The sequence below is a fragment of the Methylobacterium sp. Leaf123 genome (genome assembly GCF_001423405.1).
GTDB lineage: Bacteria > Pseudomonadota > Alphaproteobacteria > Rhizobiales > Beijerinckiaceae > Methylobacterium.
The window spans coordinates 21,027-39,887 of sequence record NZ_LMNS01000014.1; the positions used below are offsets into that span (position 1 = coordinate 21,027).

Sequence of the window (18,861 nt, forward strand, 5' to 3'; positions counted from 1 at the left end):
CGCCGTCCACCGGAGCCGGACGAACCGATTCAGGGGACGAGGACGGCCGCGCCTTGAAGAACCCCGCAGCGGTGGGCTGCGATGGCCGCATTGGCCTGGGTGAGCGGGAAGGTGCGCGTGCGGGTGACGATGCCGGCTTGCGGCACGGTCGCGAAGAACGAGCGCGCGTCCTCGCGGGTCAGGTTCGCCACCGAAAGCACGGCACGTTCGCCCCAGAGCAGGTCGTAGGAAAAGGCGGGTATATCGCTCATGTGGATGCCGCCGCAGACCACCCGGCCTCCCTTGCGCACCGCCCTCAAGGCCGCGGGCACCAGCCTCCCGTCGGGGGCGAAGATGAGGGCGCCGTCGAGCGGCTCGGGGGGCGGGCCATCCGAGTCCCCCGCCCATTCCGCTCCCAGCGTGCGGGCGAAGGCCTGCGCCTCCCGGTCGCCTGGCCGCGTGAAGGCGAACACGCGCCGCCCCTGCCAGCGGCAGACCTGCGCGACGATGTGGGCCGCCGCCCCGAAGCCGTAGAGCCCGACTGTCCCGGCCTCCCCGGCCATCCGCAACGTGCGCCAGCCGATCAGACCGGCGCAGAGGAGCGGCGCCGTCGCCACCGGGTCGAGTGTAGGGCCGAGAGGGATGGTGAAGGCGGCCTCGGCGACGAGGTGGCTCGCGAAGCCGCCGTCGCGCGTGCAGCCGGTGAAGCCGGGCGCGTCGCAGAGGTTCTCGCGGCCGGTCGCGCAGTAGCCGCAGCGGCCGCAGGCGTGCCCGAGCCAGGGCACGCCGACCCTGGCACCCGGCAGAGGCGAGGCCACGCCCGCACCGGCCGCCTCCACGATGCCGACGACCTCGTGGCCTGGCACGATGGGGTAGACGGCCTGGGGCAGCTCCCCGTCGATGACGTGGAGGTCGGTCCGGCAGACTGCACAAGCCTCGACCCGGATGCGGACCTCGCCTGGCCCGGGCTCCGGGTCCGGCCGCTCCTCCGCCACGAGGGGACCGCCGACCGCCGCTAGGACCATCGCGATCATCGCCGAACCTCAGCAGGCCAGAGTTAGACGGTCCTCGACGGCCCGTACGCCAGGGGCCGACCACGCTGCCCGCTCGGCGAGCTCACGGTCGCGCCAGACGTCGACGCACCCATCGAGGATGACCTTGTCGCCGTCGACGTGCACGCGGATCGTATCCGGGTCCTTGGCGCTCCGCCTCAGGGCTGCGAGGATGCGCGACTTCACCTCGGCGGCCTGGGCAGGCGGCTTCACAGAGATGATGTTGACGATGTCTGTGACGCCGGCCAAGCGCCGCAGCGCCTTATCGACGGCCGCCTTCTGGTGGTAGTAGGGCACGCTCCCCTGAAGCGTGATGCAGCCCCGCTCGACCTTGAGCGTGACCGAGTCCTCCGGGATCCGCACGTCCCATTCGAGAACCCAGGCGCAGCGCTCGGCCAGGGCTTCGTCGCCGACGCTGGGGTTGTCCGGGTAACGGACCTCAATCCGCTCGACCACACCCCGTACCCCGCGGACCCGAAGCGCAACGCGCTCGGCGATGCTTTTCTCGGCGTAGTTCCGGACGTGGCCGGTCAGGGTCACAATGCCGTTCTCAACGGTGACGCCGATCTGCGCCGCGTCGATCATCGGGGCGTATTCCAGCTCGTCGAGCACGTGCCTGTGGACGGTGATGTCGTCCATCGCGCGTCTCCTTGGTTCGGTGGGGGGACTCAGAGGGCCAGCCAGAGCAGCGCCGGCGTCGCCGCCGACGCCGCGACGGCCAGTGTCAAAGGGCTACAGACTACCGATGCTCCGGTAGTCGTGGTGTGCGGCAAGTGTGGGCGCCTCAGGCGGAGGAGCCTTGATCCAGCGCAAGCCCGACGCGTTGCTCGGCCCGCGCGAGCGCGGCGCAGCGCTCCATCTCCTTGCGCAAGGCAGGGAGCGTCTCGTCGATACCCGCTGCTTTGAGGTCCGCCCGGAGTTCTGCGATGAGCGTCTCGTCCGCCGTCAGGACGCCCCGGTCGGTGAAGTCCTCAACGAAGCGGGCGGCGGCCTCCTCCTCTAGCCGCATCCGCTCGCAGGCCCAGGTCGCCAGGAGCAGGTTGCGCCTGACGCGGGCGCGAAAGCATTGCTCCTCGTCATGGACGAAGCGGTGCTCGAAGGCTTGCTCGCGCTCGTCAAACGTCGTCATGGGACGCCTCCACCTCTCGGCTATCCGGACATCCTCGGGCCGGCCCACGGAAGAAACCTTGAGGCATATCAAGGCCCCGCCTGACGACGAGGCCACCCTCACGACATGCCCGACTGCCCGGCGCCCGCTGCCGCCCGCGCGGAGGCACCAGGAGCCCATCGGAGGCCGCGATGTCAGATTCCACCGACAAGCCCGACCCGTTCGACCCCTTCGGCATCGTCGCCTCAATGAACGAGTGGTGCTGCCTGCTGAAGGCGGCGCGCGAGCTCAAGGACGTCGACGAGGAGATGATGGAGACGATGCTGGAGGCAAACGCGACCAGTCCCGCATCCCTCAGCCCGGAAGCCGCCGTGAAGCTCCGCAGCCTCGTCAGCCTGATGCGAAGCCTGAACCTCGACCCGGAGGCCATCCGACGGCGCGACCCGGAAACCTTGCGCGAGCTTGAGACTGCGTGCCTACGCTGCACGGAACGCAGCCGCTGCGCCAGCGAGCTCTGGGCCGGGACCGCCGCCGCTGCCTACCCGGAGTTCTGCCCGAACGCGGCAGGGATCGACCGGCTGCGCGGTCAATAATGTACCCGGACGCGCTGAGCCTCGTCCTGGCAGCTGGTTTCACGGCAGGCTGCATGGTCATCCATAGCCGCCGTAAACGTGCGGACGACGTCGCCGTTGTCCTGCTCCTGATGCTCATCGGGTTGGTGCACCTCCTCGGTGCAAGCATCGCGTCACGCACGGATAGGTCCATCGACCTTGTGGCGGCGGCCGAGGTCGCGAGCCGTCATCCACGCCTCGACTGACGCCTCGTCCACTTTGTGCTGGATCAAGGCAACGGGTTCAGCAGCAGGCAGGATGAACCTGCACTCATCCCCTGACCCGCTTCGCCGCCGTCCGGGTTTGTTGGGAGCGCGTCGGACTGGGTAATCGGATGGCGAGCGATCAAGTCCATCAGGTTCAGCAGCCAGTACGCGAGCGAACTGCGGCGCTCGACGGTTCGCAGGGGATCGAACCGGCAGGGCTCGACTCGCACGCGGTGTCCGGCAACACCCCGGCCGGAACCGAGAATTCCCATGCACTGGCCGCCGAGACCGTACTGAGGCGTCTCGGAACCTCCCTCCACGGGGGCTTGCCGGATGCGGAGGCCCGGGGACGGCTCGCGCGCTTCGGCCCGAACCTGATCGCCACGAAGGAGCGAACCCGGGCACTCGTCCTGCTCCTGCACCAACTTGCGAGCCCGGTCGTCTATCTGCTGGCGGCGGCCGGTGCGCTGTCGCTCTACTTCGGCGATTGGCAAGAGGCGACCGCGGTCGTCGCCGTCCTGGTCGTCAACACCGGGCTGGGCTTCTTCACCGAGCTGCGGGCGGTCCGGTCCGTTGAGGGATTGCGGGCGCTCGGGACGCGCTCGGCCCGCGTACGTCGCGACGGGCACGTCCGGGTGCTTGCCGCCGAAGTTCTCGTGCCGGGCGACGTCGTGCTGATCGAGGGTGGCGATGCCGTCCCGGCCGATATCCGGCTGGTCGAGGCGTCTAACCTGGGCGCGGACGAGTCCGCCCTTACGGGCGAGTCCGTACCGGTGGAGAAGTCTGCGGACCCGGTCGCCGCGGACGCGTGCCTCGCCGAGCGCTCGTCGATGCTGTTCCGGGGCACGCTGGTCACCCGCGGCAGCGGCACGGGCGTCGTTGTCGCGACCGGCTCGGGAACCGAGCTCGGCGGCGTCTCGCGTCTCGTTGAGCAGGCGGAGCCTGACAGATCGCCCTTGGAGCGCCGCCTGGAACGCCTGTCCGCCCAGATGGTCTGGGTCGTCCTGACGATGACCGTCTTGCTCGCCGGCCTCGGCGTGGCGACTGGCAAGGACCTCCGCCTCATGACAGAGGCCAGCATCGCACTAGCGGTCGCGGCCATTCCGGAAGGCTTGCCCATCGTGGCGACCCTGACGCTCGCGCGCGGGATGTGGCGGATGGCGCGCAGGAACGCACTGATCGAGCGCCTCTCCGCCGTCGAGACGCTCGGCGCCACCACGGTCATCCTAACGGACAAGACGGGCACGCTCACCGAGAATCGGATGACGGTGCGGCGATTGTCGATGCCTTTCGGCGAACAGGATCCGGCCGAGCGAGGCTCCGGCACCACTCCCGAGGCAGAAAGGCTGCTCCGCGTCGCGGTGCTCTGCAACGACGCCTCTCTCGGGCCGGGTTCCGAACATGGTAGCGGCGACCCCATGGAACAGGCGCTGCTCCGGGCGGGACGGTCAGCCGGGCTGGACCGCGCGGCACTCCGGCGCGACCTGCCGCTCGTGCGGAAGCACGCCTTCGACGCGGGTACCCGCATGATGGCCACGGTCCACGCATGCGGACCGCGCTACCTGGTAGCGGTCAAGGGCGCCCCGGAGGCGGTGCTCGCCGCTTCGCGGCGGACCGGCGACGAGGAGCGCGACAGGCCGCTCGACGACGTCGCCCACGACCTCTGGCGACGCCGCGTTGAGGAGCTGGGCGCGCAGGGATTGCGGGTTATCGCCTGTGCCGAGAGGATGGTGGGTGACGCGGGAACCGACCCCTTCGAGGAGCTCACGTTCCTCGGCTTGGTCGGACTGGAGGACCCCGCCCGGGCGGATGTGCCGGAGGCGGTGGCGGCCTGCCGGGACGCGGGCATCCACGTCGTCATGGTCACCGGCGACCACGCCGTCACAGCTCGCAGCATCGCCCAAGCGGTCGGGATCGTAGGCCCTGAAGGCCGGGTCATGGAGGGCGGAACCGTCCACGAAGGTAAGGACGGCCTTCAGGGCATTGCGGTTTTCGCGCGGGTGAGCCCGGCCGAGAAGCTGTCGCTGGTTCGGGCGTACCAGGAGCGAGGCCAAGTTGTCGCCATGACGGGCGACGGCGTCAACGACGCCCCGGCCCTAAGGCAGGCGGACATCGGTGTCGCGATGGGCCGGCGCGGCACCGACGTAGCGCGCGAAGCAGCCGCAATGGTCCTCCTCGACGACGCCTTCCCGACCATCGTCGGGGCGATCCGTGAGGGGCGGGTCATCTTCGACAACATCCGCCGCTTCGCTGCCTACCTTCTGGCCTGCAACCTGAGCGAGGTAATGGTTGTGGGACTCGCGGTCCTGTCGACGCTGCCGCTGCCCATCCTGCCGATGCAGATCCTCTACCTCAACGTCGTCACCGACGTGTTCCCGGCCTTCGCGCTGGCGATGGGGGAAGGGCGGGACCACATCCTCCAAAGACCGCCGCGCGACCCGAGGGAGCCCATCCTCGGTCGCCCGCAATGGGTCCGGATCGCCCTGCACGCAGCCATCATGACAGCGGCGACCTTTGCAGCCCTGCTCGTTGGCGAGTTCTGGCTCACCCTCGACCGCGCATCCGTCGTGACGGTCACCTTTCTGACCCTCGCCTTCGCCCAGCTCTGGCAGGTGTTCAACATGCGGGCCTCCGGCTCGCAGCCCTTCCGCAACGAGGTCACGCGCAACCCGTGGGTCTGGGCGGCCCTGCTCCTGTGCACGGTGCTGCTCGTCGGACCGGCTTACGTGCCATCACTCGGTGCCGTGCTCGGCCTGGTCCCGCCCGACCTGGGCATGTGGGTGTTGATCCTCTCAGCCAGCCTCACGCCGCTCCTGCTCGTCCAACTTGGGACGATGGTCGCAGGCATGCGGAAGCACGACGGCCAAGCCTGACCGCCAGGAGATGCCCCCGCCGCCACGCACCGGGCCTTGCGCTGGAGCAACGCGGAATGCTTCAACCACGCGAGACTGGGAACAGCGAAGCCATTCGCCGAGTTCGTGCCGCACCTTGCTCGCCACGGCGTGAACGTGTCGGTGAACGTCCTGCCGGTTGCCGGCGACGTCGCCGAGACCCTCCGCACACAGGTCGGCCTGTTTCGAGCGGAGATGCTGGTGATGGGTAACTACCGGCATTCCCGCCTTCAGGAGTGGTTCCTCGGGGGCGTGACCCAGTCGCTGCTTTCGCGCAGTCCCGTGCCGCTGTTCCCAGCCCATTGACCGAACGGGCCGCGTGGGCGTCAGCCACGGGGGCATTGCGTCAGCAGCCTCGGCAGACGCCACCAAGCGACTTCTTCACCTTGCGGTCCCATTCCCTGCTCCGCACGTCGCCCTCCCCAGTGACCCTGTTCGGGCTGGTCGCCTCATCCGCGCGCCCCGCAGCCGCGCCCTCTATGCCGGTACGGACCGATTCGGGTGTGGGCTGCCGGTGGGCCGGGCCTGCCCAGGCAGGCGCGCAGAGTACCAGCAAGGCTGCGATGACGATGACATGGGGCATCGGCGCCTCCTCAGTACGGGGTTCCGTCCTTGTGTGTGAACCGGCGCTCGCCGTCTGGACCCGGACCACTTTCCAGGTCGTCGGCTGGGTAGATGACCGTGTCGTCGGGCGCGCGGTCGCCGACTTCCAAGAAGACAACGTCCGTGTCGGTCAGGTTCTGGAGGTGGTGGGCCGCCCCGTCGGCGGGGAACCCGGCGCACATGCCTGGGGCGAGCTCCATCTCGCCGTCGTCGGTGACAAGCGTGGGCCGCCCTTCGAGCACGTAGACGAACTCATCCTGACGCGTGTGGCGATGGTGCAGCGACGACACCGCGCCGGGTAGCACCCTGGTGAGGTTCACGCCGAGGTTCTTCAGGCCGAAGACGTCGCCGAGAGGGTGCTTCACCCGGCCCCGCAAATGACCGGCAAAGGCCCCGGGATAGTGGCTGGGCACAGGCCGCGGTGCGGCTTCGGCAGCGGGGATGGCGATCACGCCCTTGAGCACATCCTGCATCTTGGCTCTCCCATAGTCTGGTCCAGGGCACCGCATGGCGACGCGGCTGAACGGTGGTTGGCGCCTCCCGGATCGTCACGGGAGCACGGTGACGCGCAAGCGAGGCGGCCGGCTGACCGGCTCGGGTTTCGCGACGCCAGACTGGATCGCGTCGGCCCGCCGGACCGCAAGTTCTACCTGCGCCGCGACCGCCGTTTCCGAGTAGGGGAGCCGCGATGCCAGATCCGCGGCGACCAGCACGGCGGTGGCGACGAGGAAACCCTGACAAGCTCGGCGTGTCCCTCGCGACATGGGCCTCTCCCTCTTTGGCGGGCCGCTCAGTCCTCGACCATGCGGCGGAGCTTGACGCGGCGCAGGCTGAGCTGCCGGCCGCCGGGGCGCTGAAGCGCGCCGTCCTCTTCGAGCTGCGAGAGGGTGCGCGACACGGTCTCGATGGTCAGCCCGAGGTAATCGGCGATGTCGCGGCGCGTCATCGGCAGGGCGAAGGTCCCGCTGCCGCCAAGGCGCTCGTCGACCTCCATCAGGAAGGCGGCCACGCGCTCCGTCGCCGTACGGCGCCCGAGAAGCAGGGTGAGATCCTGGGCGAGGCGCAGGTTGTTCGTCGCCATGCCCCAGAGCTGGCAGGCGACCTCGGCACGGTCGGTGGCGGCACGCTCGACTTGGCGGCGCTTGAAGATCAGCACCCTGGTGTCCGAGAGGGCCTCGGCGGTATGCCGGTGAGTGTCGCCCTGCTCGAACCCGAATAGGTCGCCGGGCAGGTGGAAGCCGGTGATCTGGCGGCGACCGTCGCTCAGCACCTTATGGGTGCGGACCGCGCCGCTGACGACCCTGTAGACAAACTCGGCCTCCTCGCCCTCGCCGTAAACCTCCTCCTCGCGGGCGTAGGAGAAAGGCGTGCCGATGAGATCGGGACAGCCCGCGAACAGGATGCTGCCGTTCACGTTCGAAACGGGGGCGGGATGGCCGACCGCCGTGTTCGAGGGCATGTGCTCGGTGGTCATCGCGTCTCTCCTCACCCGTATCGGATGAGCGGAGATTGGACCTGCGCTGGCCGTAACGAAATTCCGGTCGCTCGCTTAAGTGGGGCCAGTTAAGGGCAACTGCGTAAGCCTGCTGCAGCGCTCAGATGTTCGCGGCTGCCACGAGTCCCCACGAGTGCATGGGGTCAGACAGCAGGAGGTCATTGCGCGCGGCGAGCAAGGAACCCAACGCGGTGGCGAGGCCACTTGCCAGGAGACTCAGGGCGAGTGTGAGGGTGTCGGCATGACGCCGCAGGGCGTGGATGAAGGCGCAGCCCGCGGTGAAGGACATGGCCACGGCAAGGGCGACGGGATCGAGGGGCATGGCGCCGCTCCGGAAGGAAAATGGCTTGTCGGCCTACGGTGGCCGTGCCGGACCGGGGCCGGCGCGGCGGTTGATACGGGGTGCTGGTCCTTCAGACCGAGCGCGCCTCGGGCGACACATACAGGCGCCAAAGTTCGAAGGCGGAAAGGGCGGCCACGGCAGGCCCGATCACGACGTGGGTCCACATCGTGGCGCCGGCATCCGCGAAGCCGAGTGCCCAGGGCGAGACGGCGACCCAGAGGCCGATGGCGAGGTTGGCATACTCCTCCCAGTCGTAGGACTTGCTGATGGCGAGTAGTGCGATGACGGCGACGGCCGCGCCGCTGATGAAGGCGTTGCGTGCGGCGGCGGTTTCGGTGGCCAGACCAAGGTACCAGGGCGCCAAGAGAAGGGCGACGCCGAGCAGGGCGTTGAGCGCGTTCAGGGCCGTGTCTTCGGTACGGTTCTCGATGGTTCGCATTGGCTTCTCCTCTCGGAGAGGGCCCTTGCGGCGGAAGCCTCTAGGGCCCGACGGCAGACGGCCTGCCGCCTTCTAGAGGTGAAGCATCCCGTTCCGATGCACCAGAACATTGACCTGCCTCAACAAGAACGACGTTCATGGCGCACTTTTGAGACAACAAACCCTTGATATTGACGACCTTTACGGCGAGTTGCGCTTCAAATCCATCGTTGCTTGCTTGATTTGGATCAAGGCAGAAGTTCTTGAGCGGATCATGGCTGGGCAAATGCTGAGCGAGGGAGATGCCCATGCATTCCGAGCAAGTGACACACAATCAGGCTCCGACATCCGCTGATGCCGCCGAGGTCATCAAGACCGGTATCGGCACTTGGCGCATCTTCGCGGTCGACCTGCCGCTGCGCCTCGCCGCGGAGACGATCCGCTTCACGGGCCATCGCCTCCAGGCGCAGGCGGATCACCTCGCGGCCCTGGCCTTGTGCCGCTCGCTCCAGGCCGCCGTCGAGCTCCAGGCCAGCTTCCTGACCGAAAGCGTGGCCGACTACCAGACCGAGGCGAAGACCCTGTCGCACGACGCCGCCGAAGTGGCCTTCGCCAAGGCGGCCTGACGTCGTCGCACCGGGGCCATCCGTGCGCCCGACGCTCGCTTCCGATTCGATCCAGCAGGAGGGGCTCGATGCCGGCCGGCCGACCTCAGCCGATCCTCTACCGGGTATTTCAGCACCGGCGCGAACCGGGGCTGTGCTGCGCCGTGCGCGAGAACCTGCTGGTTCCGCACTTCGTCCACCCGGGTGCCTGGGATTTCGGCGCGAACGTGCGCGAGGACGAGAGCCTGCCCTTCGGCTTCCAGCCTACTCCGGCTCGCGAGGCGTCCGAGGCGTTCGGCTTCTACCTCTTCCACCATCCTTGCGAGACCCTGTCACCCATGTACGGCCGGTACTGGAGGTGACGCGGCCTCAGCCGGGTTGAGCCAGATCAACGCTGGGCTACCGCCGCCTGTCAGTTTCCCGGGTTAGCCGGAACGGGGAAAGCGCACGTCGTGCCCCCCACGAAGCGCCTTGGGCCGATCCGCGCGAGCCGCCGCGCCCGCGAAGTCCCGCGGCGGGCTACCTTCGAAGGGGCTCCTTAACCCTGAAGGGGTGGCCTGGCGGCGGCGTCGAGCATGCTTAACAGGCCGTCGAACGCGAACGGCTTCTCGACCACGGAAAGGCCCGCTAGGCGGGCACGCGTCCGGATACTCGGATCGGGGCACCCGGTGATCAGCACGACGGGAACGACGGCATCGAGGGGCCGCAGCTGCGCGAAGACTTCCAGGCCGTCCAACCCCGGCATGACATGATCGAGCAACACGAGAGCCGGGCTGGGGCCAGGAAAGGCCGCGAGCAGTTCGCGACCGCCGGGGAAGGTCTCGACCTCGTGGCCCTCACTCTCAAGCAGGAAGCGGGTCGAGTGCAGGATGGCCGGGTCGTCGTCTACGACGAAGATAAGGGTTGTAGGGTGGGACGGCATGATGGTCGTCGGCCGGGGCCGCTCTCGATTGGGAGCCGGCACGATGAGATCGATCTGGGCCGCCTGCCTTGACCTGCCTCAAGCCCGCTTCACGCGAGGCCTGAGAGGACCGCCCAACGCATCAGTTCCTGCAGGTTCGAGGCTTGTGTCTTGGCCATGAGCTTGGCCCGGTAGATCTCGACGGTGCGCGGGCTTATGTCCAGCGCGTGCCCAATCTCCTTGCTGGTGTTCCCGGCCACCAAGAGGTCGAGCACCTGCCGTTCACGCTGGCTGAGCGTCCCGACCCGGCGCACGAACTCCCGAAGCGTCGGGTCCGTTACTTTGGCCGGGCCGCCGCGTTCGAGCGCGGAGCGCAGCGCCTGCACGAGCGCCTCGTCGTCGAACGGCTTCTCGATGAAGTCGCAGGCGCCGAGCTTCATCGCCTCGACCGCCAGTGGCACGTCCCCGTGGCCCGTCATGATCACCACGGGAAGGTTTTGGCCCGCCGATCGCAGGCGACGGAGCAGTTCCAGCCCGTTGATCCCTGGCATGCGGATGTCGGTCAGAACGACGCCTTGTGCCGGCTTCGCAAGCCGATCGAGCAGTTTCGTGCCGGCCTCGTAAACCTGCACCTCGAAACCGGCCGTATCGAGGAGAAAGGCAATCGAATCCCGCATCGCCGGGTCGTCGTCGACTAAGTGAACGAGCTTAGCCGCCATGGTCCGGGTCTCCGCTGTACACAGCTGGCAGGGTCAGCCGGAAGGTCGCTCCCCCGTTCCCATTGCGCTCGACCCAGAGGCGGCCGCCATGCGCCTCGACGATGGTGCGGCAGATCGAGAGGCCGACACCCATGCCGCTCACTTTGGTCGTGACGAAGGGCTGGAACAGCCGATCGGCGACCTCTTCAGAGATGCCGGGTCCCGTGTCGGAGACTGCGATCTCGAAGAGGTCGGGGGAGGCGGGCCGCGACTCGACGGTCAACTCGCGCCGCTCGCTGTGCTGCATGGCCTCGCGGGCGTTGCGCATGAGGTTGACCAGGACCTGCTGCACCTGCACCCCGTCGACCAGGACCGATTGTGCGTTTGGGGCGAGCGCAATGCGTACCGTCACCCCCTCCTCACGGGCACCGACGAGCGCCAGAGCGCTAGCCTCCTCGATCAGCCGCGCTACCGGCTCGACCCGCTTCTCCGTTTCGCCGCGGGAGACGAACTCGCGCAGGCGCCCGATGATCTGCCCGGCCCGAAGCGCCTGTTCCGCCACCCTGTCGAGGACATCTATCGTCCTGGTAACGGCCTCGGGATCGGGCTGCGCCAGGAGGCGACGGCACCCGTTAGTGTAGTTGCTGATGGCGCCAAGCGGCTGATTCAACTCGTGCGCCAAGGTAGAGGCCATCTCGCCCATGGCGCTGAGGCGGGCGACGTGGAAGAGTTCGGACTGCAGTTCTTGGAGGCGGGCCTGGGTGTGTTGGCGCTCGGTCAAGTCGTTGACAAAACCGGTGAAGTAGACCCGATCGCCCGAGCGCATCTCGCCAATCGCCAACTCCATCGGAAAGGTCGAGCCATCCTCCCGCTGCCCCGTCACGACCCTGTTGGTGCCGATGATGCGCCTTTCCCGCGTGCGCCGATAGCGGTCCATGTACCCGTCGTGCTCGCCCCGCATCGGCTCCGGCATCAGTATCCGCACGTTTCGCCCGACGGCTTCGCCGGCGACGTAGCCGAAGAGGCGCTCGGCCGCTGCGCTGAACGAGCAGATCAGCCCGGCCTCGTCGATGACGACCATGGCTTCGGGCACGGTACCGAGGATGGATTGGAGGTGTGCCTCGCGGGCGCGCAGGTCCATCTCCGCCCGCTTCTGCTCGTCGATGCTCAGCACGACCCCGCGATGTCGGGAGGGCTTACCCTCGGGGTCGAGTTGCACCCGACCACGTGAGCGCAGCCAGCAGACATGCCCGTCGGGCCGCATCACACGATAGTCGATCTCGTAGCCGCCGCCGTCCCGCAACGCCTTCTGAATGGCGTCCGCTCGAGCCTGGCGGTCCTCCCGGTGCACCAGTGCCTGGGAGGCGGCGAAGGTCGTCAGTTGCTCGGCGGGAACGCCGAAGAGGCGAGAACATGTCGGCGAAACCGTGGCGCGGCCAGTCGGGATATCAAGCGACCAGATGCAGAGGCCGACCTCATCAAGGGTCTGCCGGAGTTCCTCGATGTCCAAGGTGCCGCTGCTGACTGCGGCCGTGCGCAGCAGTGTTTCAGGCGCGAGCGGCTCTTGCGGATGCCGAGGCATCACCGATGCTCCGTATGTAAGAGGGCGATGCTCCGGATCCCGCAAGGCGCTTCGACCCTGCACCGTGAGGCTACTCCAAGTTAAGGGTCGCGAACAGTTGCCCTGCCGGCCAAGCCCTTGAGGTGGATCAAGGTCGGTCGGCTGAGGCGGAGCAAATCATCGGACTCCAGTTCGGAGTCCAGCCATGCCCAAAGAAATCGCGCCGCCGCTTGCTGACATCCGCGACGTCCTCGTCGGCACCGCCGTCGAGGGCGAGCGTGAGGACGCTTCCTCGGCCATCGGATACGCTTTGACGCTGGCCAAGGCTGCCTGTGCACACCTCACGGTCCAATCGGCCTCGTGGCGTCTCTCGGGAGACGACGCCTGGCTCGGCGACTTCGACTACGAGGGCGTCGCGGTCATCGACCGCCAACTCGACGCCCTCGCCCGCTCCCTCGCCGACCGTTCAGCGGGAGATGCGGCGCAGGCCGGTGTGGTCTGCACGACGGAGGCGCCGAGCCTGCCCTATCCGGACATCGTGAGCCGCTTGGCGGGGCGCGCACGCCTGCACGACCTGACGGTCCTGGACATCGGCCCGCGGACCTACGACCTCGATCGCGAGATGATCGAGAAGGCGCTGCTCCACAGCGGCCGGCCGGTCATCGCCGTCCCTCCGAGACACGACGTCTTCGCCGCGCGGCGGATCATCGTCGCCTGGGACGGCAGTGCCCAGGCCGCCCGGGCCGCCAACGACGCGCTGCCGTTCCTGCGCGCCGCCGAGGCGGTCGAGATCGTCTCGGTCGGCGACGAGGCGGAGACCGACGATGCGGTGCCGGGTGCGGAGTTCGCGCCCCACCTCGCGCGGCATGGCGTGAGCGTCAGTGTCAACGACCTTCCGCGGGGTGAGAGCGTCGCCGCCACCCTGCGCAGCCAGGCTGGCCTGTTCCGCGCCGACATGATCGTGATGGGCGCCTATCGGCACTCCCCCGTACGCGAATTCTTCTTCGGTGGCGTGACGCGGTACTTCCTGCGGGGCAGCCCTGCCCCGTTGTTCCTTGACCACTAAAAATGGGAGGTCGACGATGCTTAAGCGAGGATCTTCACGATGCGGCGCGACCGGCCGGACCGCGCGGACGCGCAACGTAGTGCGTCGGCTGACCCGATCCGCGCCGACGAAGCCCAAGCCGGATGAGGCGCCGGACCAAGAACGGGCTTCCAATCGACCGGAATGGCCGGATCCGCTGAACGACGAGGAACTCCGCGCGCTGGAAGCGGGCTGGCGCTTCGTAGAGTGAGCCATGCGAACCGGATCCGGCCTTCGCGGACGATGCCCGTGGCGGTCGGATCGTGTGGTCATCGCTCAACGTCGCAGCGCCTTCAGGTAAGCCGTCAGGTCGGAGGCGTCGGCGGATCCGAGCCGGAAGTCGGGCATGGCCGGATGCCTGCGGTCGACCCCCTCGGTCAAGACGTCGGCGAGGTCGTCGACCGGGAAGCGCCCGGCTAGCGTGCGGAAGGGTGGGGCCTCGCGCATCGGGCTTGCTCCCCGTGGCCCGAGCGCATGGCACCGGGCGCAGTGCTCGCGGGCGAACGCCTCGCCCCGCACCGCCGCATCGTCCCGGGCATCGACGGGCAAGGCGACGAGCAAGCTCACGGCGACGGCAGTGAGAACGGGTAGGGCATGCTCGCGCATCAGTGGCTCATCAGGCAGCAGACCGGGGAGCGTTCGAGAGCATCGTGGGTAAAGCCGCCAAAGATCCACTCCCGCAGCCGGGAATGGCCGTAGGCGCCCATCACGATGAGGTCGGCATCCTGGCGCAGTGCGAAATCCAGGATGTCGTCGCTCTCCTGCCTGGCCGCGCGCAGGAGGTGGGTGGTGGCGTGGGCGCCGTGCCGCGCGAGGTGGCCGGTCACGGCCTCCGCCCCTTCACGTTCCGCGTCGTCTCCGACCGTCACGACGAAGACCTCGTCCGCGTCGCGCAGGAAGGGGAGCGCCGCCGTCACCGCTCGGCGCGCCTCCGGCCCGTCCTTCCAGGCGACGACGATACGGATCCCCTTCAGGTGGACGAGCCGCGGCGGCGCGACGAGGACGGGCCGGCCCGCCTCCATCAGCACGGGCCCGGGCGGCACGCCGAGAGGGCCCGTGTCCTCGTCCTCCGGCCCACGCCGGCCGACCACGACGAGGTCGGCGGCACGCGCCTGCTCGACGAGATGCGTGGTGGGCCCGGCAAGGGCAGCTAGCCACTCCGTGCGGATCCCTTCCCCGGCGCTGCGCTCGAACAGGGCGCGCGCCTCTTCGAGGATCCCGCGAACCTGAGCCTTGTTGCGCTCTTCCTGCTCGATGTCGTCGTAGACGTCGCGCACCAGGATCGGCGCCGGCACCTTGTGGGCGGCCGCGCCGGTGAGGATGGCCTCGAAGCGCTGGGCAAGGCTGGCGGCGAGACGTACCCGGTCCGGGGACGCGTCGCCGAGGTCGGCGGAAACGAGGATATTCGCGTAATCCATAACCACCTCCGGAAGGCGTCGATAACGACGGGAGGACCCTCGCCTCGCCTGGGCCGGCCCACCTTGATCCACCGCAAGCTCCGGGAGCGCCGGCATTATGGGCGGTGCGGGACTCCCCGTGCCATCGGTTCGCAACCGTCGCGTGGGCCGCCGAGCACGCGCATGGCGTTGAGGATGACGGCTACGTCGATGGCTTCTTGAAGTAGGGCGCCCTGGAGTGGCGTGAGATATCCCAGCGCCGCCGCGACCATGCCGGAAAGCGACAGCCCGAGCCCGACCCACACGCTCTGGAGGGCGATGGCACGGGCGTGCCTGGCGATGCGGATGGCCTGGGGCAGGGGCGCAAGGCTGTCGACCAGCAGCACAACGTCCGCGGCCTCGGCCGCGGCTGCCGCACCCCGCGCCCCGAGCGCCACACCGAGATCGGCGGCGGCCAGCGCGGGCGCGTCGTTGATCCCATCGCCGACCATCATCACGGGGCCGTTCCGACGCTCGGCGGCCACGATGTCCGTTTTGGCGTTCGGATCGAGGTCCGCGGCGACGGCATCGACGGGCAGGCCGGCGACGAGCGCCTCGGCGATGGCGCGCCGGTCGCCGGTTGCGAGCACGATCCGCGCGACACCGCATTCGCGCAGCGCCGCGAGCGTTCCACCTCCGTCGTTCCGCAACGGATCGGCGAGTTCCAGGACGGCAATGGGTGCGCCTTCCGCGGCAACCAGCACCGTCGCAACCGGCGCGGTGACGCGTGGAACACCGTCGGTTTGCGGAAAGCGGACATCGTGCATCCGCATCAGGCGCGGCCCGCCGACGAGAACGTGTCGCTCCTCGACCCAACCGCTGACGCCGTCGCCGGGGGACTCCGTGACCTTCGTCGGTTGAGACAGTGTCAGGCCGCGTCGATGCGCCTCCTCGACCAGCGCGCGCCCCATCGGGTGGCCGGAGGCTTGATCGAGGGAGGCGGCCAGCCTCAGCGCCTCCGCCTCGTCGTATGGGCCGAAGGTCCGTGCCGATGTCAGCCTGGCGAAGCCGTGGGTCAAGGTCCCCGTCTTGTCGATGACCAGCACGCGAATCCGAGCCAATGTCTCCAGGGCACCGCCGCCTTTGATCAGGACGCCGATGCCGGCCGCGCGCGAGAGGCCGGAGACGAGTGCGACGGGCACAGCCAGGATCAACGGGCACGGTGTGGCCACAACCAGCACGGCCAAGGCGCGCACGGGGTCGCCGGTGAAAGCCCACGCGCCTCCGGCCAGCAGCAACGTCAGGCCGAGGAAGGCGAGCCCGTAACGGTCGGCCAGGCGTGCCATGGGCGCCTTTCGGGCCTGGGCCGCCTCGACCAGTCGGACGATGCCGGCGTAGGTGCTCTCGGCAGCAGGCCTGTCTGCCGTCAGGGTGAACGGCGTGCCCATGTTCACCGTCCCGCTCAACACCGGTTCGTTCGCAAAGAAGGTGACCGGCAGGGCCTCGCCGGTGAGGCTCGACCGATCGAGGACGGCACTGCCTGTGGCGACCCGCCCGTCCACCGGCACGACGTCGCCGACGCGCACCAGGATACGGTCTCCCGGCACCAGCGCCGCAAGAGGCACCTCCGTCAGCGCGTCGCCGTCCTCGCGCAGGGCGGTGCGCGGCTGGCGCGCGACCAGCACCGTCATGGCCTTCCCGGCGCGGCCGGACGCATAGGCTTCCAGCGACTGGCCTCCCGCGTACATCAGGGCGATGACGGCGCCTGCCAGCGGCTGGGACAGGGCAAGCGCGCCGCCCATCGAGAACAGGGCGACGAGATCGAGCCCGACGTCGCCCTTCGCCAGGCTCTTCACCACCTGGGTCACCAGCACGACAAGAACCGCCAGGGTTGCAAGGGTCCAGGCCGTCGCCGCGACGTCTGCCCGGCCGAGTGCCTGCGCGGCCAGACCGACGCAGAGGCCGGACAGCGTCAGGACCGCCAACCATCCCCTCAGCCGCGGCGACCATCCGGTCACCGACCGTCGCACCCCCGGCAAGCCCGCGGTCAGGGTCGTCATCATGGGAGCCGACTCGGTTGGTTACTCCCCTCTCGGGTGCAACCGGCCTAGCCGCGATACCTTGCGATGGATCAATGTGTGCCAGTGACGCCGGGGAGACCGGATGCGGTAACCACAGGAAAACGCCGAAGTCGCATCCCTGCTCGCACACTTGTCGGCCTACGTGATATCGCGTTCGGCATCACGGACGAGGGTCGCGAGGATGTTGCCTCGGCCTCGTAGGGCTCCGGCTCATGACCCCGGCATGCAGTTCCGAAGGGTTGTTTGACGAGTGCTTGATCTCAACCTTGCACACACTTTGGCATAGCTCCGGCTCGTCAGACCCCGGTCATCGGTGATGCATCCTAATATTCGTGGTAGACTGGTCGGTATATTGGGCTTGGTGGGGCACCGTAATGCTGAGCGGCCGGAATCCTAACGGCGGCGACTGGTACATCCGGTTCAAATGGCAGAAGGGCGGCTCCAGCCGAAACGAAGCCCGCCAGCGCCCGGACATTGTCCGGCTGCCGCGGATCACGCGAGATACGATCCGTTTCCCACTGGAGGCGCTTGTTGCAGGCCCGTGAGGGCAACCTGCCTACTGGGGAGCAGGTGTCGTGGCGAGCGCACGCGGCATCAAGCGCGTCGATGGGCGGCAACGGGGCGTTGTTGCCAAGACCACAATAGTTGCCGTGAAATAGGATTGGCGGCTGTTGCAGGTCGGGCGAATACGCCAAAGCGGTTGCGCTTGAGCAGTTTACGAAAAAGAGAGCAGCAATACATCGAGAAATCATGGCTCTTGACCCATTCATTCTGAGGCCAGCCTGACAGTACGGACCGAGAGGGCTATCAGCCAGGCCGGATCAGCGGTAGCCCGAGGCAGTTCCTCGGCTTTGTGAAGCGGCATCAGGACCGAGGCAGACGCCCGCATCGACATCGCTGTCGGTGTAGGATCCGTGGCGGCGGCTGCGATAGCAGCCGTCTCACGCGCTCGCCCACCGAACAGGCTTTGCCCTCGACGGGAAGCGCGCTGCTTTGCCCTAAGTTACGATATCGCAGCCGCAATCAAGGCTAAAACTTCCGCTCGCGATGGATACGCTTCTTCTTCGGGAGCGCCTTATGGCGACCGATCGTGACACCGGCTTCATACACCGTGGGGCTCACCAAGGCCTTGGCCGGGGCCGGGCCGGCGGGCATCGCTTCAGCGGAGGTCGCGAAGGTTGCCAGGGTTAGGGCGGTCAGCAGCACCCGAAAAGCCCAGATCTTGTCCATGTGCGTTCACTCCTTTGTCCGATGCGTCAGATCAGACCTCCATCGGCCAAGGCCGGACGCGACAACGCGTTTCGGCGTGAGGCGGTGCCTCAATCTTCGGGCTGCCCAAACGGTGGGTGCTGGGCTGCCCTGCGGAGGGACTGTTCCCGAAACAGGTCCGGTCTGTCTCCAGTCTTCGACGCCTCGTGGCATGTAAGATCGTACCTGCCAAACGCGCCGTTCGATTTCCGTCCCAGGACTATAGTTCTCTATCTTGAAACAGGATGAATTGATCCTGATCAACGCGCACAACGAACGTTCACGCCAATCGCGGATGTTTCAGACCGGCTTCCGTTCTTGTCAGATGCCGTCGAGCAACCGGTCGGGGCCGAACGATGAGCGCTGGCCCAGATCCGCGCCTTGATCGTGCAGGAATGTTCCGGCGCAGCGCCGTCCCTCATCGCGCAGCATTGTCAGGAACGTTCGCTCCTCATTGAGCTTCAACGACTAGAGCCGTATCCGACCTGATTGCATCAGAGTCCGTCCGATAAGTCATGATGCTCGCCCGAGCCTTCGGACGAGGATCATGACGGCGGCGGCGTAGAGGAAGGCCTGGGCCGAGGCGAGGGTCGCCTCCGGG

General features: G+C 68.0%; 22 protein-coding genes and 2 pseudogenes. 7 read left to right on the plus strand and 17 right to left on the minus strand.

Features of this window, described 5'->3' with window-relative positions:
- Positions 1-29: 29 nt before the first annotated feature.
- From ASF53_RS12835 to ASF53_RS12845, 3 genes are all read right to left on the minus strand, one after another.
- Complete coding sequence (locus tag ASF53_RS12835; protein ID WP_056198697.1) at positions 30-1,013, minus strand: zinc-dependent alcohol dehydrogenase family protein; 984 nt, start codon at positions 1,011-1,013, stop codon at positions 30-32.
- A gap of 9 nt (positions 1,014-1,022) precedes the next feature.
- Positions 1,023-1,670: a BON domain-containing protein gene (locus ASF53_RS12840; RefSeq protein WP_056198700.1), complete on the minus strand. Its 648-nt coding sequence runs from the start codon at positions 1,668-1,670 to the stop codon at positions 1,023-1,025.
- 145 nt (positions 1,671-1,815) lie between these two features.
- Positions 1,816-2,160, minus strand: coding sequence for a DUF1476 domain-containing protein (locus ASF53_RS12845; RefSeq protein WP_056198703.1), 345 nt, complete (start codon positions 2,158-2,160; stop codon positions 1,816-1,818).
- A 170-nt stretch (positions 2,161-2,330) separates the two neighbouring features.
- Here ASF53_RS12845 and ASF53_RS12850 point away from each other — a divergent pair, with 170 nt between their 5' ends.
- The 4 genes and pseudogenes from ASF53_RS12850 to ASF53_RS12865 all read left to right on the plus strand — a co-directional run.
- Positions 2,331-2,732: a DUF6455 family protein gene (locus tag ASF53_RS12850; RefSeq protein ID WP_056198706.1), complete on the plus strand. Its 402-nt coding sequence runs from the start codon at positions 2,331-2,333 to the stop codon at positions 2,730-2,732.
- Positions 2,732-2,956 (plus strand): hypothetical protein, encoded by a 225-nt coding sequence (locus ASF53_RS12855; RefSeq protein ID WP_286134391.1) that lies wholly within the window; start codon positions 2,732-2,734, stop codon positions 2,954-2,956. Before ASF53_RS12850 ends, ASF53_RS12855 begins: the two co-directional genes overlap by 1 nt.
- A gap of 128 nt (positions 2,957-3,084) precedes the next feature.
- The gene (locus ASF53_RS12860; protein WP_056198709.1) at positions 3,085-5,829 is read left to right on the plus strand and encodes a cation-translocating P-type ATPase; all 2,745 of its coding nucleotides are present in this window, start codon (positions 3,085-3,087) and stop codon (positions 5,827-5,829) included.
- Positions 5,830-5,919: 90 nt separating this feature from the next.
- Positions 5,920-6,153 (plus strand): annotated as a pseudogene (locus ASF53_RS12865) (universal stress protein); the annotation flags it as partial.
- 287 nt (positions 6,154-6,440) lie between these two features.
- On the opposite strand, the gene ASF53_RS12870 reads toward ASF53_RS12865, so the two are convergent.
- The 5 genes from ASF53_RS12870 to ASF53_RS25740 form a co-directional block, all read right to left on the minus strand.
- Positions 6,441-6,923 (minus strand): cupin domain-containing protein, encoded by a 483-nt coding sequence (locus tag ASF53_RS12870; protein ID WP_056198714.1) that lies wholly within the window; start codon positions 6,921-6,923, stop codon positions 6,441-6,443.
- 317 nt (positions 6,924-7,240) lie between these two features.
- The gene (locus ASF53_RS12875) at positions 7,241-7,909 is read right to left on the minus strand and encodes a helix-turn-helix domain-containing protein (protein ID WP_286134396.1); all 669 of its coding nucleotides are present in this window, start codon (positions 7,907-7,909) and stop codon (positions 7,241-7,243) included.
- 136 nt (positions 7,910-8,045) lie between these two features.
- Complete coding sequence (locus tag ASF53_RS12880) at positions 8,046-8,267, minus strand: hypothetical protein (protein ID WP_056198721.1); 222 nt, start codon at positions 8,265-8,267, stop codon at positions 8,046-8,048.
- A gap of 91 nt (positions 8,268-8,358) precedes the next feature.
- The gene (locus ASF53_RS12885; protein ID WP_056198723.1) at positions 8,359-8,727 is read right to left on the minus strand and encodes an SPW repeat protein; all 369 of its coding nucleotides are present in this window, start codon (positions 8,725-8,727) and stop codon (positions 8,359-8,361) included.
- A 40-nt stretch (positions 8,728-8,767) separates the two neighbouring features.
- Entirely contained in the window at positions 8,768-9,016 is a 249-nt protein-coding gene (locus tag ASF53_RS25740) for a hypothetical protein (protein WP_156635538.1), read from the minus strand.
- Between ASF53_RS25740 and ASF53_RS12890 the strand changes: the two genes are divergently transcribed.
- Both ASF53_RS12890 and ASF53_RS12895 read left to right on the plus strand, forming a co-directional pair.
- The gene (locus tag ASF53_RS12890) at positions 9,015-9,332 is read left to right on the plus strand and encodes a phasin family protein (RefSeq protein ID WP_056198726.1); all 318 of its coding nucleotides are present in this window, start codon (positions 9,015-9,017) and stop codon (positions 9,330-9,332) included. The genes ASF53_RS25740 and ASF53_RS12890 overlap by 2 nt on opposite strands.
- Before the next feature lie 68 nt (positions 9,333-9,400).
- The gene (locus tag ASF53_RS12895; RefSeq protein ID WP_056198728.1) at positions 9,401-9,673 is read left to right on the plus strand and encodes a hypothetical protein; all 273 of its coding nucleotides are present in this window, start codon (positions 9,401-9,403) and stop codon (positions 9,671-9,673) included.
- Positions 9,674-9,849: 176 nt separating this feature from the next.
- Here the strand turns inward: ASF53_RS12895 and ASF53_RS12900 are convergent, their stop codons facing one another.
- The 3 genes from ASF53_RS12900 to ASF53_RS12910 form a co-directional block, all read right to left on the minus strand.
- Positions 9,850-10,233, minus strand: a complete 384-nt coding sequence (locus ASF53_RS12900) for a response regulator transcription factor (RefSeq protein WP_056198730.1) — start codon at positions 10,231-10,233, stop codon at positions 9,850-9,852.
- An 89-nt stretch (positions 10,234-10,322) separates the two neighbouring features.
- Positions 10,323-10,931, minus strand: coding sequence for a response regulator FixJ (gene fixJ, locus ASF53_RS12905; RefSeq protein ID WP_056198733.1), 609 nt, complete (start codon positions 10,929-10,931; stop codon positions 10,323-10,325).
- On the minus strand, positions 10,921-12,492 hold the full coding sequence (locus tag ASF53_RS12910; RefSeq protein ID WP_082482695.1) for a sensor histidine kinase: 1,572 nt from the start codon (positions 12,490-12,492) through the stop codon (positions 10,921-10,923). Before ASF53_RS12910 ends, fixJ begins: the two co-directional genes overlap by 11 nt.
- A 184-nt stretch (positions 12,493-12,676) precedes the next feature.
- Here ASF53_RS12910 and ASF53_RS12915 point away from each other — a divergent pair, with 184 nt between their 5' ends.
- Positions 12,677-13,537 (plus strand): universal stress protein, encoded by an 861-nt coding sequence (locus ASF53_RS12915; protein WP_056198736.1) that lies wholly within the window; start codon positions 12,677-12,679, stop codon positions 13,535-13,537.
- A gap of 294 nt (positions 13,538-13,831) precedes the next feature.
- On the opposite strand, the gene ASF53_RS12920 is transcribed toward ASF53_RS12915, so the two are convergent.
- From ASF53_RS12920 to ASF53_RS25750, 6 genes and pseudogenes are all read right to left on the minus strand, one after another.
- On the minus strand, positions 13,832-14,161 hold the full coding sequence (locus ASF53_RS12920; RefSeq protein WP_056198741.1) for a c-type cytochrome: 330 nt from the start codon (positions 14,159-14,161) through the stop codon (positions 13,832-13,834).
- Positions 14,161-14,973 (minus strand): universal stress protein, encoded by an 813-nt coding sequence (locus ASF53_RS12925; RefSeq protein WP_056198745.1) that lies wholly within the window; start codon positions 14,971-14,973, stop codon positions 14,161-14,163. Before ASF53_RS12925 ends, ASF53_RS12920 begins: the two co-directional genes overlap by 1 nt.
- A 95-nt stretch (positions 14,974-15,068) precedes the next feature.
- On the minus strand, positions 15,069-16,994 hold the full coding sequence (locus ASF53_RS12930; RefSeq protein ID WP_156635540.1) for a heavy metal translocating P-type ATPase: 1,926 nt from the start codon (positions 16,992-16,994) through the stop codon (positions 15,069-15,071).
- Between the two features lie 341 nt (positions 16,995-17,335).
- The gene (locus ASF53_RS26705) at positions 17,336-17,764 is read right to left on the minus strand and encodes a phospholipase A2 family protein (RefSeq protein ID WP_082482696.1); all 429 of its coding nucleotides are present in this window, start codon (positions 17,762-17,764) and stop codon (positions 17,336-17,338) included.
- A 277-nt stretch (positions 17,765-18,041) separates the two neighbouring features.
- Positions 18,042-18,242, minus strand: a complete 201-nt coding sequence (locus ASF53_RS12935) for a hypothetical protein (protein WP_056198748.1) — start codon at positions 18,240-18,242, stop codon at positions 18,042-18,044.
- 531 nt (positions 18,243-18,773) lie between these two features.
- Positions 18,774-18,861 (minus strand): annotated as a pseudogene (locus ASF53_RS25750) (IS5/IS1182 family transposase); the annotation flags it as partial.